Origin of the sequence: Sphingobium sp. KCTC 72723, assembly GCF_014280435.1 — a bacterium.
GTDB lineage: Bacteria > Pseudomonadota > Alphaproteobacteria > Sphingomonadales > Sphingomonadaceae > Sphingobium.
Genome location: NZ_CP060388.1, coordinates 3,110,484 through 3,126,645 on the forward strand (window position 1 = coordinate 3,110,484; position 16,162 = coordinate 3,126,645).

A 16,162-nucleotide genomic window follows, 5' to 3' on the forward strand; every position below is an offset into this window, starting at 1 on the left:
CCTTCCCCCTATCTCCCACAACACCGGAACCGCAGGATCGCCTGAGAGTTTTGCCAGACGAAAGGGGATCATGATGATCGGTAATCTGATAGGCGCTCTGGTAGGCAAGAAGGTCGCGAGCCACACGGCGGGCATGAGCGAAACCGGCGGGCTGGTGGCGGGTCTGGCCGCGACCACGCTGCTCAAGCGGGCGGGGCCGGTCGGCCTCATCATGGCGCTTGCGGGCGGTTATGCGATCAAGCATCATCTCGACCGGAAAAACAGTGGGGCCAGCCGTGCGCGGCGCTACTGATTTTCCCGACGGTTTGCGGATAGTTTCGACAGAAGGGGTAGGAATATGGGCTGGATCATCGCACTGATCGTTGGCGGCATCGCCGGTTGGCTGGCAAGCATCGTCATGAACCGCAATGCGTCGATGGGGATTTTCCTTAACATCGTCGTGGGTTGCGTCGGGTCGGTCATTGGCAACGCATTGGCCGGGCCGTTGCTGGGCGTGCGGGGCAGCGTGCAGCAATTTTCGCTGACCGGCCTGATCATCGCCTTTGTCGGCGCGGTCATTTTGCTGGCGGTGGTCAACTGGTTCCAGCGCAAGCGGTTTCGCTGACCGGGTCAGGGCGCTCTATTCGTCGGAGCGCCCTTTTCCGTTAGCTTATTGGCGATCGTGGCGCCGATTTCCGCGCTGGCGGTGATTCCCTGCGTAAAGGGATGGTCGCGCATCAGATAGGGTATCGCGCCAAAGGCTATCCGGCCCGCGATGATGGCGGGCGATTGCAGGATATAGTCGTCCCCCACATCGGGGACATCGTCGCCCTCTTCGAGCAATTGGGCCTTGAGCCGGGGGAAAGGCAGATCCTTCGTCTCCAGCGGCTTTTGGCCACGCGCGTCGATGAAGATGGCATAATGATGGGTCGTGCCATCGACAGTAATGGATGTGCCGTCTTCGGCCACGTCCATATCATAATCGGTTCCCAGTTCGAGCAGCGCGATCACGCCCGCCTTGTTCAGCGCCAGCAGACGGCGAATGGATTCCGACGGGATGGCCGCATAATTATCGATAAAGACGCGGCTTAGCCCCGCGTCGAACCGTGCGCGGTCATCCTCACTCAGATGGGCGACGATTGCCTGCACCGCTTCATGCAGGCGCAGGATGGCGTAGCGCCACGGGACGGTGTGGCGTTCCGCCTTGTTCCGTTCGACATCCGCCAGATTATAATGCGCCCAGCGGAACGGGTCGTGCCGGTTGCGATCGGCGAAATAGGCGTCGGCAAATATATCCGCGTTCAGGCCGGGCAGGGCGATGCGCGCGCTCCATGCCGGATCGGCCTGCGCGATTTCCGCCGCCGCCAGCGCGAAGACGCGGTCGAGCAGGCCATGTTCGCCAACCTCTATTTCCTGCGCGATGGCTTGCGGCGTGGCGACACGCAGCGGTTCGTAAGGGATGGGGCAATAGAAATCGGCTTCGGGCAAGATGCCCGACCGCGACATCAGCGTGATGGACAGCGCCTGGCTGCCCGCATCCCGATCGAACCGCAGGATGCCATCGGCTTGTCTGGCGAAATGGCCATGCTGGGCGGCAACGGCCATGGCCGCGTCGATCGCGCTGAGCGATGTTCCCATGATGCCGACCTTGCACGGCGGGATCTGTGCATCGAGCAGGCCGGACCAGGGGCTGGGGAAGAAAGCGCGGGTCGCTTCTTCCTCATCGGGCCAGACATGGCCAGTTGCGATGACGACGCGATCGAAACGGTGCGGGTCGATGCCCGGCCCGGCCCAGAGCAGGACAGCATCCTCCCGCGCCTCTATATCGGTAACGGCGCAGGATTCATGGACGTCGATGGCAAAGCCACGCGCCCGGCCGATGTCCAGCAGCGCCAGAAACTGGTCGCGGAAATATTCGCCCAGCAGGATGCGCGGCAGGAACTGGCGGTCGTGCAGGCCAGTCTTTTCCACGCCATAGCGCGCAAGGCGCGCTGCATCCTGACCCTGCAACCAGTCGAGATAGGTGCAGGTGAGCGGGGGGATTTCGATGCTGGCGATATTGGCCAGCATCAGGCGGATATTGTCGTTATCATTATAAGGTATACCGACGCCCGCCTGCTCCCCCTGTTCGAAGATCGAAATGGCGAGCGGCGCGTCCCCGTTAAGAAGCGAGAAGAAACTGTAAAGCCCCGTCGGCCCTGCGCCGACAATGGCAATGCGCTGCATGGTCTGTTTGCCCCCGGACAGGTGGGCGGCGGGCGATGGTTGCATCATCCCGCCGCCGGTCATGTTCACGCCAGATCGCGGACCTTTGGCTCACGCGCCCAGTGGCGCTTGGTCCCGACCTTGATGAAGGATTCGATCGGCACGACGCCCTCGTCCGGTTCGACATTGGCCTTGTCCAGCAAGATCTGCGTCCCCTTGCAATGGGCGATGGTCTTGCAATGGGCAAAGGCATCCATGAACCATTGCACCGCCGCGCCGTCCTTCGTCAGCTTCTCCGCTGCATCGGGCATCAGGATGGAGGCGATGGCGTCGAACATGACGGACGGCGACCCGGCCAGTTGTCCGTCAGCCTTGAGCGTGCCGCCCTTCACCTTGATCCCGCCGACCTTGGGCGCGACGAGGAAGGCAGTGCCGCCCGCCTTTTCGATCTGTCCCTTGAGCGTGTCGATGGCGGCCTTGTCCGACCCGTCGGCAAACAATATGCCGACCTTGCGCCCGGTCAGTATGTCCTTCGCCTGTTTCTGGATCGACAGCGCGTCGGACACTGCCATGTCGATGGGGGTCTTCGCGGCTTTCGCAGCGTCCGGCAGGTCCATGGCCAGACCTTCCGCGACACGCTTGGCCAATGTCTCATCGACATTGCGCAGGCGCGACAGCACGCGGGCGCGGACATGCTCCAGACTGACCTTGGACAGTTCGAACACGATGGCCGACGCGATATGTGCCTGCTCATTGTCCGTTTGCGACCGGAAGAACAGCCGCGCCTGGCTGTAATGATCGGCGAACAGGTCGGGGCGGATGCGCAGCTTTTCCGATCCGTCGTTGCGCTCGTCATTGACGGCGAAGGACGTAAAGCCAGTGGCAGGCGATGCGCGCGGGCCGGCATCCTCGCCCGCTTCGTTCAGGCTGTTGGGTTCGTAATTGGCGCGGCCGGTCGGCACCAGAGTCTGCATCATGCCGTCGCGCTGCATATTGTGGAACGGGCATTTGGGCGCGTTGATCGGGATCTGGTGGAAATTGGTAGTGCCGAGCCGCGATTTTTGCGTGTCGAGATAGGAGAAGAGACGCCCCTGCAACAGCGGATCGTTGGAGAAATCGATGCCGGGAATGATGTTGCTGGGCAGGAAGGCGACCTGTTCGGTTTCAGCGAAGAAATTATCGACATTGCGGTTCAGCGTCATGCGACCGACGATCTGGACCGGCACGACTTCTTCGGGGATCAGCTTGGTCGCGTCCAGCACGTCATAGGGCTGCTTGGCGGCCCATGCCTCATCGAACACCTGTATGCCCAGATCCCATTGCGGATAATCGCCGCCCGCAATCGCTTCGAACAGGTCGCGGCGGTGGAAATCCGGGTCTGCGCCCGCGATCTTGACCGCTTCGTCCCATGTCGTGGATTCGATGCCCAGCACCGGCTTCCAGTGGAATTTGACGAAGCGCCCCTCCCCCTTTTCATTGACGAAGCGGAAGCTGTGGACGCCGAATCCTTCCATCATGCGCAACGAGCGGGGAATGGCGCGGTCGGACATGGCCCACATGACCATGTGCAGGGTTTCGGGCATCAGGCCGACGAAATCCCAGAAAGTGTCGTGGGCGGAACCAGCCTGCGGATAGCCGCGATCCGCCTCCATCTTCACGCTGTGGACCAGATCGGGGAATTTGATCGCGTCCTGAATGAAGAAGACCGGGATGTTGTTGCCGACCAGATCCCAATTGCCTGCCTGGGTATAGAGTTTGACGGCAAAGCCGCGCACGTCGCGCGGCGTATCGACCGAACCTGCGCCGCCCGCGACGGTGGAAAAGCGGACGAACACCGGGCAGGTGTCGCCCTTCTTTTGCAGGATCGCGGCCTTGGTCAGTTCCGGGATGGGATTGGTACATTCGAACACGCCATGCGCGCCGGACCCGCGCGCATGGACGATCCGTTCGGGGATGCGTTCATGGTCGAAATGAAAGATTTTTTCGCGGAGGATGAAATCTTCCAGCAGGGTGGGGCCGCGCGCGCCGGCTTTCAGGCTATTCTGATTGTCGGCGATGGCATGGCCGTGATTGTCGGTCAGGACCGTGGAGGGATCGTCGCCCTTGACCGTCTGGTGCGTTTCCCCGGCATTGCCGGTGCCGGTGGAAAAGCCGGGATTGCCTGCGCCGGGCTGATGATCGTGCAGGGCGTTTTCGTTCGCCGGTGAAGTCTTGTCGCCGTTCGCGGGCATCGCTGATTCTCCTGTGGGATGCAGCGATGTGATCGCCGCCAGATTACACAGGGTAACCGTGGGCGAAGCGGGCGGTTCCTCCCCGTGCGATTAAATCGGGCGGGGCGCAACCTGCATCAAGAGGCCATCACCATGGCGCGACATTCGCCAAGGCCAATGGCGACGCGACCCGGCGCGCTGGCGGTGGCGCGCAGGATGATTTCGTCGCCATCGGCGATGAAGGCGCGCGTTTCGCCATTGGGCAGCGTGATGGGCGCGGTGCCGCCGACGCTGAGTTCCATCATGCTGCCAAAGCCGTCGCGCGTAGGGGCGGACAGGGTGCCGGTGCCAAGCAGGTCGCCGGGGTTGAGGTCGCAGCCATTGGATGTGTGGTGCGCGATCATCTGGTGAATGGTCCAGTACATAGAGGTGGCTGGCCCGACGCTCAGGCGCGTTGGCGCTTCGCCCGCATCGCGCATTTTTGTCGTTAGCAGACAGGCTTCGAGCGTCAGGGCAAGCGCGCCATGCTGCTGATCGTCGGCGTCGTGCAGATAGGGCAGGGGGGCGGGATCGTCATCGGGCCGTGCGGGCTGGGGCAGGCGAAAGGGGGCCATGGCTTCGGCGGTGACGATCCAGGGGGAAATGGTGGACTGAAAATTCTTGGCCAGGAAGGGGCCGAGCGGCTGATATTCCCACGCCTGAAAATCTCGCGCCGACCAGTCGTTGAGCAGGCAGAAGCCCGCGACATGATCGGCCGCCTGCGCGATCGGGATGGGGTGGCCCAGCGCATTGCCCGGCCCGACCCACACGCCCAGTTCCAGCTCATAATCCAGCCGTTCGGTGGGACCATAGGTCGGCGCGTCGGCCTGCGGCGCTTTACGCTGGCCCGACGGGCGGCGCAGCGGCACGCCCGACGCGCGGATGGAGGAGGCGCGACCATGATAGCCGATCGGCACATATTTATAGTTGGGCAGCAACGGATTGTCGGGCCGGAACTGGCGACCGACATTATTGGCGTGGTGGATGCCGACATAGAAATCGGTGTAGTCGCCGATGCGGGCGGGGACGTGCAGGGTGCAGTCGGCAGCGACGTGGAGATGGGGTTCCACCTGCGCGCGATGGTGCGAAGTAGACAGCGAGATGGACAGTCTGTGCCGTAATGCGCGGCGCTGGTGCGAGGGGAGCGCAAGCAGGGCGTTTACCGTTGTGGCGCAGGCGGGCGCGACCAACGCTTCGTCCAGCAGGCCCGCATGGGCGCAGGCGGCCAGATCAAGGATCATGTCGCCGATCGCCACGCCGATCCGTGCTTCCTGACCCGGCGGGGCGAACAGGCCGAGCGGCAGATTCTGGATCGGGAAGTCGCCATGGCCCTGCGCGCTGGCAACCCAGCTAGTCAGGGCCGGGTCGTGCGTTTCATCGGTTTCCCACCAGCGCGTCACGGTTTCTCTCCTTGTGTACCGGGTCGTGTGCCGGGGCGTGTGCCGGGCAGTTGCGCCTTGGCAAAGCCCGTCCAGCAGGCGTCATAATCAGGTTGCAACAGCGGCGTTTGCATCGCCCAGCCCGTTGTGCAGAAGGGCAGGCGGCTTTCGAACATGAAGGCCATGCCATTGTCGATCTTCTGCGGCGAAAGCGTCGCGGCAATGGCCCTGGCATAGCTGGCCGCGTCGGGACCATGGGCGGCCATGCCATTGTGCAGCGATCCGCCGCCGGGCGCGAAACCGCCTGCTTTGGCGTCATATTCCCCCTCGATCAGCCCCATATATTCGCTCATGACATTGCGGTGGAACCAGGGCGGGCGGAACGTATCCTCCGCCACCATCCAGCGCGGCGGGAACAGGACGAAATCGATATTGGCGGTGCCGGGGGTGTCGGACGGCGACGTCAGCACCGTGAAGATCGACGGGTCGGGATGATCGTAGCTGACCGTGCCGATCGTGTTGAAACGGGTGAGGTCATAGCGGTAAGGCGCGGCATTGCCGTGCCAGGCGACGACGTCGAACGGGCTGTGCGGCAGGGTGGTGGTCCAGAGGCGACCCTGAAATTTCTGGACGATTTTGCAGGAGCGTTCGACATCCTCGAACGCGGCCACGGGCGCTTCGAAATCGCGGGAGTTGGCCAGGCCATTGGATCCGATCGGGCCAAGGTCGGGCAGGCGGAACAGGCCGCCATGATTTTCGCAGATATATCCGCGCACGGGACCATCGGGCAGTTCCACCCGAAAGCGTAACCCGCGCGGGATCAGCGCGATCTGGCGCGGGGCGATGGTCAGCACGCCCAGTTCGGTCACGATCCGCAATGCGCCGACCTGCGGCACGATCAGCCATTCGCCATCGGCGCAGAAGAAAGCGCGGTCGATCATGGAGGCGCTGGCGGCATAAAGATGGATCGCGCAGCCATGGCCGCTGGCAGCGTCGCCATTGCCCGCGATGGTGACGAGGCCGTCGATGAAATCGACCGGATCGCCCGACAGCGGCATAGGGTTCCAGCGCAGCCGGTTGGGGGAGGCGGGGTAATCCGTAAACGGTCCCGACCGCAACAGGCTGTCGCGGCCATAGAGCGCAAAAGGCGGATGCCCCGCCGCCGGGCGCAGGCGATAGAGCCAGCTGCGCCGGTTTTCGTGGCGGGGCGCGGTGAAGGCGGTGGCGGAAAATTGTTCGGCATAAAGGCCGAAGGGCGTGTGCTGGGGCGAGTTGCGGCCGACCGGCAATGCGCCCGCGACCGCTTCGCTCACATGGTGATTGCCAAAGCCGGGTAGAGTCGCCTCAGGAGCGTGCATGGCCGTCCTCACGCATCGACGCTGACGACGCCGCGCCGGATCTGGTCCAGCTCGATGCTTTCGAACAAAGCCTGGAAATTGCCGTTGCCGAACCCCTCATTGCCCTTGCGCTGGATGATTTCGAAGAAGATCGGGCCAAACATATTTTCTGTGAAGATCTGGAGCAATATGCCCTCGTCATCCTCGACGCTGCCGTCGATCAGGATGCGGTTGGCTTTCAGGCGCGCAATGTCCTCGCCATGGCCCGGCACCCTCTGGTCCACCAGTTCATAATAGGTGTCGATCGTATCCTGCAACCGCACGCCGCGCGCGCGCAGTTTCTCGACCGTGGCGTAGATGTCGGGGGTGGTCATGGCGAGATGCTGGATGCCTTCGCCCTTATATTCGCGGATGAATTCCTCGATCTGGCTTTTGTCGTCCTGGCTTTCGTTGAGCGGGATGCGGATCGCGCGGTCGGGCGCGATCATGGCCTGACTGAACAGGGCCGTGGCCTGTCCCTTTATGTCGAAGAATTTCTGCTCCTCGAAATTGAACAAAGTGCGGTAAAATTCGCTCCACACCTGCATCTGCCCGCGCCGGACATTGTGAGTCAGATGGTCGAGCAGGTCGAGGCCGACGCTGTTGGCCGCTTCGGCTTCGCGCCAGCCGGGAAATTCCGCCCAGTCGGCATAGAGATCCGCGTCGTCGCGCACGAAATAGAGGTAGGAGCCGCCAATGCCCTGAATGACGGTGTCGTCCTCGTCCGTGGCCTTGGCCCCATGGGCCAGCGCCCATTGCATCGCGGCGGCCGGATCGCTCACGCGAAAGGCCATGGCGCTGGCCGAGGGGCCATGATCGCCCCGGAACGCCGCGACTCGCCCGGCATCGTCGCGGTTGAGCATCAGGTTGATGCGGCCCTGCTTGTAACGGGTGATATTCTTGGCCGGGTGGCGGTGGGTGGGGACGAAGCCCAACTGCTCGAACTGGCGGGCCATCGCCGCCGGATCGGGCGAGGTGAATTCGACAAATTCAAAGCCGTTGAGGCCCAGCGGATTGTCGGTAGAGCTATTCGTTTCGGCGGTCATGGGGGCATCCTCTCTCAATTTTTTATGATGTGATTGCGCGGGCATGGGCCTGAGTGCCGTGGGTAAAGACGCGGTCGGTGGGCAGGACCGCGTCGGTTGCCAGATCGGGCTGCCCCTCCAGTTCCGCATAGAGGGGCGCGAAGTCCGTCTCGACCGTCTGGCGCAACAGATCCTCGAAACTGTCGATGACGAAATAGCTCTGCTGATAATCGTCGATCTTATACTGGGTGCGCATCAGCCGTTTCAGGTCGAAGCCCAGCCGGTTGGGGGAGGGATCGTCCAGCGCGAAGCGGGACTCGCCATAGGAGGAGACGATACCCGCACCATAAAGCCGCAAGCCATCATCCTGCCGGATCAGTCCGAATTCGACGGTATACCAATAAAGCCGCGCCAGCCGCGCGATCGCGCCCAGCCCGTCGGCGCGCAGGCCACCTTGCCCATAAGCCTGCATGAAATCGGCAAAGGCGGGGTTGGCGAGCAGGGGGACATGGCCGAACACGTCGTGGAAAATGTCGGGTTCCTGCAAATAGTCGATCTGGTCGGGCGTGCGGATGAAGCGCCCGGCAACAAAGCGGCGATTGGCCAGATGGTCGAAAAACAGGGCGTCGGGGACGAGGCCGGGGACGGCCACGACCTGCCAGCCGGTCGCTTTCATCAGCCGTTCGGACAGGGCATCGAAATCGGGGATGCCCGGCTGGTCCATGCGCAATATGTCCAGTCCGGCCATGAATTGCGGCACGACCCGGTCGGCCAGCATCGCGCTTTGCCGCGCGAACAGATGGTCCCATGTCGCATGGTCGGCCGCGCTGTAGCGGTCCCATTGTTGCGGGATCGTCCAGTCGGCGGCGGCCCCTTCCGGCCGTTCCATGATCGCATCTGCCATGGGGCGATTGTGTCACGGAAAATCGGAAAAAGGCTTTCAAATTTCGGATGAATTGCGGCATATATGATGCATATATTTCATGATATGGTGATTTATGAAATCAGACTATCAGCCCGATGCCGTCGACCGGCGCATATTGGAGCAGCTTCAGGTCGATGCGACTCTGAGCAATGCAGAGCTTGCCGAACGAGTGGGCAGTTCGGCGGCGTCCTGTTGGCGGCGGGTGCGCAATCTGGAGGAAAAAGGGGTGCTGGGTCCGGCCGTCCGCCTGCTCAATGCCGCCGCGATCGACCGCAAGGTCAACATCCTGTGCAATGTCCGCGTGCGCAGCCATGCCCGCGACGTCCGCGGCGCGTTCGAGGATTTCGTGCGCCAGCGGCGTGAGGTCATGGAATGTTATTCGATGTCGGGGGAGTGGGATTATCTGTTGCGGGTGGTGGCGCAGGATGTCGCGGATTATGAGCATTTCCTGATGCGCGTGCTGCTCGAACACCCTTCCGTCGGCAATGCGTCATCCCATTTCGCGCTGTCGCTGACCAAATATACCACGGCGCTGCCGGTATAGGATCAGGGGTGCGGGCGCGGTACGGGTTGAAGCTGCTGCGAAATTTCCAGCATGATCTGGTCATGCGGAAAATCGCTGCAACTGCCCGACGTGCGGATTTCCTGCTGGCTGATGTCGATCATATGCTGTGGTGCCTTGGGACCATAGGCCGCGACGAGCGCAGCGGCCGTTTCGCGTATCTTTTCAGGGGACCAGGACGCTTGCGCCATCATCATCGTCCTTCGCGATAAAGAGGCAGATATATTGCGCCACGGATTGCGCCTGACAATGCCGAAAAATTCATCCAACCCCTCCCTGCAATGCGGTTCAGAACATAGCGGTACAATTTTCTAGGTAAAATAACCAGTTTATACAAGGGGCTTGTTGGCCTATAGCGCGCGCCACAACGGCGTGGACGGTTTCGATGGCATCAGTGCGGCACAACAGGGCAGGAAGCGAAACCCGCGCCACCATATTGGATTGCGCGGTCGGCGTGATACTGGACCATGGGATCGGCGGTTTGACGTTGCAGGAAGTCGCGCGCCGGGCGGACATCAAATATGGCAATCTGACCCACCATTACCCCAGTCGCGACATGTTGATGACGGCGGTGCTGGACTCGCTGGAAGCCCGCTATCTGGAAGAATTCGGCGCGTTCGCCCTGTCTATTGCCGATGCGCCGGGGTCGCCGGTCGAATATTTGCTGGGCTGGTTGCTGGACGATGCCGTCACGCGCGAAACGGCGGGGATATTTCTGGAGCTATGGGCCAGCGCCACGCGCGATCGGCAAGTCGCGGACCGGGTCAGTCGCCTCTATGATCAGGCGGTCGATGCGTGCATCCGGGCGCTGGGCGCTTCGCCATCTGCTGATAGTGCGCAACCGTTGCGGGAAGCGCTCTATCTGCTTGGCACAGTGGTGGAAGGCAGTTCGGCGCTGTTTTCCACCCGCACCGGCGATGCGGCACTCTACCGCGCCTTCCGCCGCGACGCGCTGCTGCTGGTCAAGCCGCTGATCGAACAAAGGCTGGCCGAGGCGCGCGCCGGTTCGGCCTGATACGGGTCACGCCCGGTCGCGATGGCCGCATATATTGCTGATCCCGCTTTATGCGATTGGCCATGTCTCTGTAATGTTACAAAATGTTGCAGCAGCGCCTTTGCGTGCCTGCGCGATTGACCAGGCGAAGCTTCCCCCACATCAGGCGCTCAAGTCTAACGCGACTTAGTCGCAATATTAGTTTTTCTTGGGGTATGTCCATGTCGCTGTCTGTTTTGCATCCTGCGCACCTTTCGACAGCCTGCGCCAGCATGATCGCGGTCGCCGCTGTCCTGTCCGCGCCGGTGATGGCGGCCGATGCCGCGCCTACCGCCGATGCCGAACAATCCAGCGCTATCGTCGTCACTGCCGCCGGTTATGAACAGTCGATCATCGAAGCGCCCGCCAGCATCACCGTATTGGGGCGCGAGGAATTGCAGGAAAAGCGTTTCGGCAGTCTGGCCGAAGCGTTGCAGGATGTGCAGGGCGTGGATGTCGGCGGCGAAGCGGGAAAGACCGGCGGCCTCAACATCTCCATTCGCGGGATGCCCAGCGACTATACGCTGGTCCTGATCGACGGGCGCCGCCAGAATGCGCCGGGCGGCGTCACTCCCAACGGCTTTGGCGAAACATCGACCAGCTTCCTGCCGCCCTTTTCCGCGATCGACCGGATCGAAGTGGTGCGCGGTCCCATGTCCACGCTTTACGGGTCGGACGCGATGGGCGGTGTCGTCAACATCATCACCCGCAAGGTCGGCAATCGCTGGGTCGGCACCGCGAGCGCGGAAAGCACGATCCAGGGCGATGATCGTTTCGGCAATATCCAGTCGATCAACGGCTTCGCGCAGGGACCGATCGTCAGGGATCTGGTCGGGCTGACGCTGCGCGGCAGCGTGTTCCACCGCGAAGGGTCGAACATCGATATTCCCGGCGATCCTGCGTTGACGCTGGGGCGCAACCCGGTGCGGTCTGACGTCTATACCTATGGCGGGCGGCTGAGTTTTACGCCCCATGCCGACCATGATCTGTGGGTCGAATATGATCGCAACGAACAAAGCTATGACAATAGCGAGGGGCAGCTTGGCACGTTGGGGTCGGGCGGTTACGCGCCGGAACAGCGGTTCAACCGCAGCAATTATGTGGTCGCGCATAGCTGGCGCATGGGTTTTGGCCAGCTGGACACCACGCTGACCCGGAACGAGACAGAGACGATCGGCCGCCTGATCCCCAATGGCACGCCGGGCGCAGCGGCGGGCAGCCCGCGCACGCTGGAGGCGCGCAACGACATTCTGGATTCACGTTTCGCGGGGAAGGTCGGCCCGGTCGCCTTCACGGTCGGCGGCCAATATTGGAAAGCCCGCATGGTCGAGGGGGTTGCGCCCGAACCGTTCAAATTTACGCAATGGGCGGGCTTTGCCGAAGCGACGCTGACCGTGGCGGACGGGTTCAACATCACCGGCGGCGCGCGTTATGACGACCATTCGACATTCGGCAATAAATGGTCGCCGCGTGCCTATGCCGTGTGGAACATCACGGATGCGCTGACCCTGAAAGGTGGCGTCAGCCGGGGGTTCAAGACGCCGCGCGTCGAACAGATCGCCGAAGGGATCATCGGTTTCGGCAGTCAGGGCCGGGTGCCGTTGCTGGGATCGCCGGGCCTGACGCCCGAAACCAGCACCAGTTATGAAGCGGGGCTATATTATGACGGGCAAGGCTTCTTCAGCGGCAATGTCACCCTGTTCAACAATGATTTCAACGACAAGATCGCGTCCGGTCCGGGCATCCCCAATTGCCGTTTCGTCAGCAATCCCAACCTGCCCGGCTGCGTCGATGTCGGCAATTTCCCGGCGGTCGAATTATTCAGCCAGTCGATCAACATCGACAAGGCGCGCACGCGCGGGGTGGAAGTTGCGACCCGCTTCGCCTTCACGCCATCGGTGTCGCTGAGCGCCAACTATACCTATACCGAAACGGAGCAGCTGAGCGGCGCGGAGCAGGGATTGCCGCTGGTGGGGATGCCCAAACATATGTTGAACGGCAATCTGCGCTGGAAACTGGACGACAAATCGAGCCTGTGGGCGCGGGCGGAGATCCGGTCCAGCCGTTATCGCGGGGCCAATGCGCAACAGGCCGCACTGGGCGATTTCCGCGCCTATGAGGTGTTTCATCTGGGCGGCAATTATCAGGTCACGCCCGCGTTCCGCCTGTCCGCGACGGTCAACAATCTGCTCGACACCGATTATGCGATCTATGTCCCCTATCGCAGCGGGAGCGCGACGGTCTTCACGCCTGCCTATTCGATCAATCAGGAAGGCCGCCGCCTCTGGCTGTCCGCCACCGTCGATTTCTAATCGCTCACAGCGCGTCGGCGCGGACCCAGACGCTGACCGATCCGCCCGGCACGAACAGGGCGATGCGGCCATCATCGTCGGCAGTGACATCGTCGGCGCAATGGCCGAGATAATCGCGGAAGGTCGCGCCGCCATGGCCCGGTCCCAGATCGACGGTCTTTTCCGCCGCGTCGCCATTGGTGACGAGCAGCACGCAACCGGGCTGCTCGTCCGTGCCGTGGCGGATCGTGCCGATGCAGTGGGAATCGTCGAACAGGTCGGTCTGCGCACCATGGGCAAAGCGGGTGCGCGCCTCGATCAGCCGGGGTAGCGCCTCGACTGGTGCGAGGTCGATGGTGTGGTTTTGCCCATCATCGCCGCCATCTTCATAGGTGGCGCCATAAAGGTCGGGGTAGAAGATGCAGGGCGTTCCCTGTTCGCGCAGCAGGATCAGCGCATAGGCGATCGGCTTGAACCAGTGATCGACTTCGGCTTCCAGCGCCTGAAGCGGTTGCGTGTCGTGATTGCCCACGATGGTGACGGCATGGTCGGGCGCGGAGGCAGTCAGCGAGCCGTCGAACAGGGTGCGCATGTCGAAGCCTTCGCCTGCGCGGGAGGCATCGTAGAAGCGGTGATGCAGCGCGACGTCGAACAGCATCAGCTGCTGGTCGACCTGATCGAGATATTGGTGCAGCACGTCCATGTCCGGGTGCCAATATTCGGCGACGACGAGCAGTTGCCTGTCCACGCTATCGCGCATATGGCCCACCCAGTCGCGGATGAACCATGCCGGGATATGTTTGGCCGCGTCCAGGCGAAAGCCGTTGCAGGGCAGTTGGTCCGCCATCCAGCGGCCCCAATATTTCAGTTCTTCATAGACGGCCTTGTTACGAAATTCGACATCCGCGCCCATCAGATAGTCGTAATTGCCATTCTCGCTATCGACTTCGTCATTCCATTCCCCTTCGCCATAGCCGTTGACCAGGCGAAAGACGCCATTGTCGTCGGGATCCTCGATATGATCGACCCCGGTGAAGCATTTCGCGTCCCAGATGAAACGCGAATATTGCCCCTGCCGCGCGGGGAAAGTGAAGCGGGTCCAGGCGTTGGCGTCGAATGATTCATCCTCTATTTCGGCGCGATTGTCCGGGTTGGCACGGCGCACGCTGACCCGTTCCGCTTCGTCCGCACCCATCTTGTGATTGAACACCACGTCATGAATGACGCCGACGCCCGCATCGCGCAGGGCGGCCGTCGCGCGTTCCAGCGCCGCCCGGTCACCATATTTGGTCGGCACGCTGCCTTTCTGGTCAAATTCGCCCAGGTCGAACAGGTCATAGCTGTCATAGCCGACCGAATAGCCGCCGGTCGCGCCCTTATAGGCGGGGGGCAGCCAGACGTCGGTAATGCCCATGTCTTTGAGGCTCTGCGCCCTGTCTGTGACTTCGCCCCACAGATGCCCGCCCTGCGGATAATACCAGTGGAAAAATTGCAGCAGCGTGCGCGCGCTCATGACGTCTCCCGTGGCAACAGATCAGGGCAGGGCGGAAATCAGGCGGCGAGGCGCTGTTCCGCGCCGGGTGCCTGCGCCTCGATCCGGCGCATATAGGCCATGATGTTGACGACGATGTCTGGCGTGGGGGCCATGTCGTTGCGGGAATGGGCCAATATGCCGCCTTCCATCAACGCTTCCAGCGCTGCGCGTGCGCGGGCGACCCGGCTTTTGACCGTGCCGATCGCAACGCCCATGACCTGCGCCGCTTCCTCATAGGCCAGGCCACCTGCCCCGACCAGGATCAGCGCTTCACGTTGCGGCACCGGCAATTGCGACATGGCGCGCATGACGTCGTTCAACTGAACCGTTGCATCCTGATCGGCCGATGTGGCGAGCAGGCGATCGGCCACCAGATCATCCCATGCGCCGACGAATTTGCGGCGGCGGCACACGCTGAAATAATGATTGCGCAATATGGTGAAGCACCATGCGCGGAAATTGGTGTCCGCCATGAAGCGGTGCCGCGCGCTCCATGCCTTGAGCATCGTTTCCTGCACCAGATCGTCGGCCAGATCGCGGTCGCCGCACAGGCTGCGGCCGAATGCGCGCAGGTGTGGCAGGATGGCCTTCATCCTGTCCTTAAATTCCCGATCCGTCAGGGTGGGCCGAACTTCCAATGTCGCTGCTTCACTCATGGCGCACCTCAAAACAGGGTTAACGCTGTATGAATGTTTCGGATGGGAATCGGTTCCGCGCCTTTGTGCGGCGGTATGGTTGATATGCGCATCTCCGCCCTGTAAGGTTGACTGGTAAGGCCAAAGGAGCATGGTGTGGAAGATAGTCGTGGACGGCTTTACCAGGATCTGGCCCGGACATTGCTCCATGAACTGGCCAGCGGGAAATATGCCGTCGGCGCGCGCTTGCCGGCGGAACGGGAACTGGCCAGCCAATATGCAGTCAGCCGCCCGACCGTGCGCGAAGCGATCATTGCGCTGGAAGTGCAGGGCTTTGTCGAAGTGCGGGTCGGATCGGGCGCCTATGTCGTGCGGCTGCCGGGCAAGGACATTGCGCCGGGCTTTGATGTGTCCGCGCTGGAACTGACCGAAGCACGGCTGCTGTTCGAGGGGGAGGCGGCTGCATTGGCCGCGACCCAGATCACGGAACAGGAACTGGTCGAACTGGAGCGGCTGCTGGCGCAAATCGCGCAGGAAAATCTGGACCCCCATGGTTCGGTCGAAGCGGACCGGGCGTTTCATATCGCCATTGCCCGCGCGTCCCGCAACAAGGCGGTGGAACAGGTGATCGAACAGCTTTGGCGGCTGCGCTTTACCTCGCCCGAAGCATCGCTGCTGCATGAAAAGGCGCGGACGGCCAATATCAAGCCGGTCGTGGATGAACATGGCGCGGTGCTGGCGGCGTTGCGCGCGCGCGATGCCATGGGCGCGCGGGCGGCGATGCGGCGGCATCTGACCGCTGTGCTGGACAGCCTGCTGTTCGCGACGGAGGAACGGGCAGTACTGGAAGTAAGGCGTGAAACGCAGCAAAAGCGGGATCGCTATGCCCGTATGACGGAATAGGCCGCGCCCAAATTATTGGACAATCCAATTTGCGTTAGTTGACATAAATTGGACAGGCCAATATCG

15 protein-coding genes are annotated in these 16,162 nt (G+C 62.2%); 6 read left to right on the top strand and 9 right to left on the bottom strand.

Annotated elements, in window-relative coordinates; translation table 11 throughout:
- The first annotated feature begins 70 nt into the window (after positions 1–70).
- Positions 71–292 (top strand): hypothetical protein, encoded by a 222-nt coding sequence (locus SPBM01_RS15275; RefSeq protein WP_188062479.1) that lies wholly within the window; start codon positions 71–73, stop codon positions 290–292.
- 45 nt (positions 293–337) lie between these two features.
- Positions 338–604, top strand: coding sequence for a GlsB/YeaQ/YmgE family stress response membrane protein (locus SPBM01_RS15280; protein ID WP_188062480.1), 267 nt, complete (start codon positions 338–340; stop codon positions 602–604).
- A gap of 5 nt (positions 605–609) precedes the next feature.
- On the opposite strand, the gene SPBM01_RS15285 is transcribed toward SPBM01_RS15280, so the two are convergent.
- The 6 genes from SPBM01_RS15285 to phhA all read right to left on the bottom strand — a co-directional run bounded on the left by SPBM01_RS15285 (position 610) and on the right by phhA (position 9,117).
- Positions 610–2,268 carry an FAD-NAD(P)-binding protein gene (locus SPBM01_RS15285; RefSeq protein WP_262504447.1) on the bottom strand — a complete coding sequence of 553 codons (1,659 nt, stop codon included), beginning with the start codon at positions 2,266–2,268 and terminating at the stop codon, positions 610–612.
- 2 nt (positions 2,269–2,270) lie between these two features.
- The gene (locus SPBM01_RS15290) at positions 2,271–4,415 is read right to left on the bottom strand and encodes a catalase (protein WP_188062481.1); all 2,145 of its coding nucleotides are present in this window, start codon (positions 4,413–4,415) and stop codon (positions 2,271–2,273) included.
- 116 nt (positions 4,416–4,531) lie between these two features.
- A complete protein-coding gene (gene fahA / locus SPBM01_RS15295; RefSeq protein ID WP_188062482.1) occupies positions 4,532–5,833 on the bottom strand; it encodes a fumarylacetoacetase in 1,302 nt (433 codons plus the stop codon).
- Positions 5,830–7,170, bottom strand: a complete 1,341-nt coding sequence (hmgA, locus tag SPBM01_RS15300) for a homogentisate 1,2-dioxygenase (RefSeq protein ID WP_188062483.1) — start codon at positions 7,168–7,170, stop codon at positions 5,830–5,832. Before hmgA ends, fahA begins: the two co-directional genes overlap by 4 nt.
- An 8-nt stretch (positions 7,171–7,178) precedes the next feature.
- Positions 7,179–8,234: a 4-hydroxyphenylpyruvate dioxygenase gene (hppD, locus tag SPBM01_RS15305; protein WP_188062484.1), complete on the bottom strand. Its 1,056-nt coding sequence runs from the start codon at positions 8,232–8,234 to the stop codon at positions 7,179–7,181.
- Positions 8,235–8,256: 22 nt separating this feature from the next.
- The gene (gene phhA, locus SPBM01_RS15310; RefSeq protein ID WP_188062485.1) at positions 8,257–9,117 is read right to left on the bottom strand and encodes a phenylalanine 4-monooxygenase; all 861 of its coding nucleotides are present in this window, start codon (positions 9,115–9,117) and stop codon (positions 8,257–8,259) included.
- A gap of 94 nt (positions 9,118–9,211) precedes the next feature.
- On the opposite strand from phhA, the gene SPBM01_RS15315 reads away from it, so the two are divergent.
- On the top strand, positions 9,212–9,682 hold the full coding sequence (locus tag SPBM01_RS15315; RefSeq protein WP_188062486.1) for an Lrp/AsnC family transcriptional regulator: 471 nt from the start codon (positions 9,212–9,214) through the stop codon (positions 9,680–9,682).
- Positions 9,683–9,684: 2 nt separating this feature from the next.
- Here the strand turns inward: SPBM01_RS15315 and SPBM01_RS15320 are convergent, their stop codons facing one another.
- Complete coding sequence (locus SPBM01_RS15320) at positions 9,685–9,897, bottom strand: hypothetical protein (RefSeq protein ID WP_188062487.1); 213 nt, start codon at positions 9,895–9,897, stop codon at positions 9,685–9,687.
- Between the two features lie 188 nt (positions 9,898–10,085).
- On the opposite strand from SPBM01_RS15320, the gene SPBM01_RS15325 reads away from it, so the two are divergent.
- Positions 10,086–10,715, top strand: coding sequence for a TetR/AcrR family transcriptional regulator (locus SPBM01_RS15325; RefSeq protein WP_223177710.1), 630 nt, complete (start codon positions 10,086–10,088; stop codon positions 10,713–10,715).
- A 251-nt stretch (positions 10,716–10,966) separates the two neighbouring features.
- Positions 10,967–13,045 carry a TonB-dependent receptor domain-containing protein gene (locus SPBM01_RS15330; protein WP_188062489.1) on the top strand — a complete coding sequence of 693 codons (2,079 nt, stop codon included), beginning with the start codon at positions 10,967–10,969 and terminating at the stop codon, positions 13,043–13,045.
- Between the two features lie 4 nt (positions 13,046–13,049).
- Here the strand turns inward: SPBM01_RS15330 and amyA are convergent, their stop codons facing one another.
- Together amyA and SPBM01_RS15340 are read right to left on the bottom strand one after the other, a co-directional pair.
- Positions 13,050–14,537, bottom strand: coding sequence for an alpha-amylase (gene amyA / locus SPBM01_RS15335; protein WP_188062490.1), 1,488 nt, complete (start codon positions 14,535–14,537; stop codon positions 13,050–13,052).
- A gap of 38 nt (positions 14,538–14,575) precedes the next feature.
- Positions 14,576–15,214 carry a sigma-70 family RNA polymerase sigma factor gene (locus SPBM01_RS15340; RefSeq protein WP_188062491.1) on the bottom strand — a complete coding sequence of 213 codons (639 nt, stop codon included), beginning with the start codon at positions 15,212–15,214 and terminating at the stop codon, positions 14,576–14,578.
- 135 nt (positions 15,215–15,349) lie between these two features.
- On the opposite strand from SPBM01_RS15340, the gene SPBM01_RS15345 reads away from it, so the two are divergent.
- The gene (locus SPBM01_RS15345; protein ID WP_262504197.1) at positions 15,350–16,096 is read left to right on the top strand and encodes a FadR/GntR family transcriptional regulator; all 747 of its coding nucleotides are present in this window, start codon (positions 15,350–15,352) and stop codon (positions 16,094–16,096) included.
- Positions 16,097–16,162 lie beyond the last annotated feature (66 nt).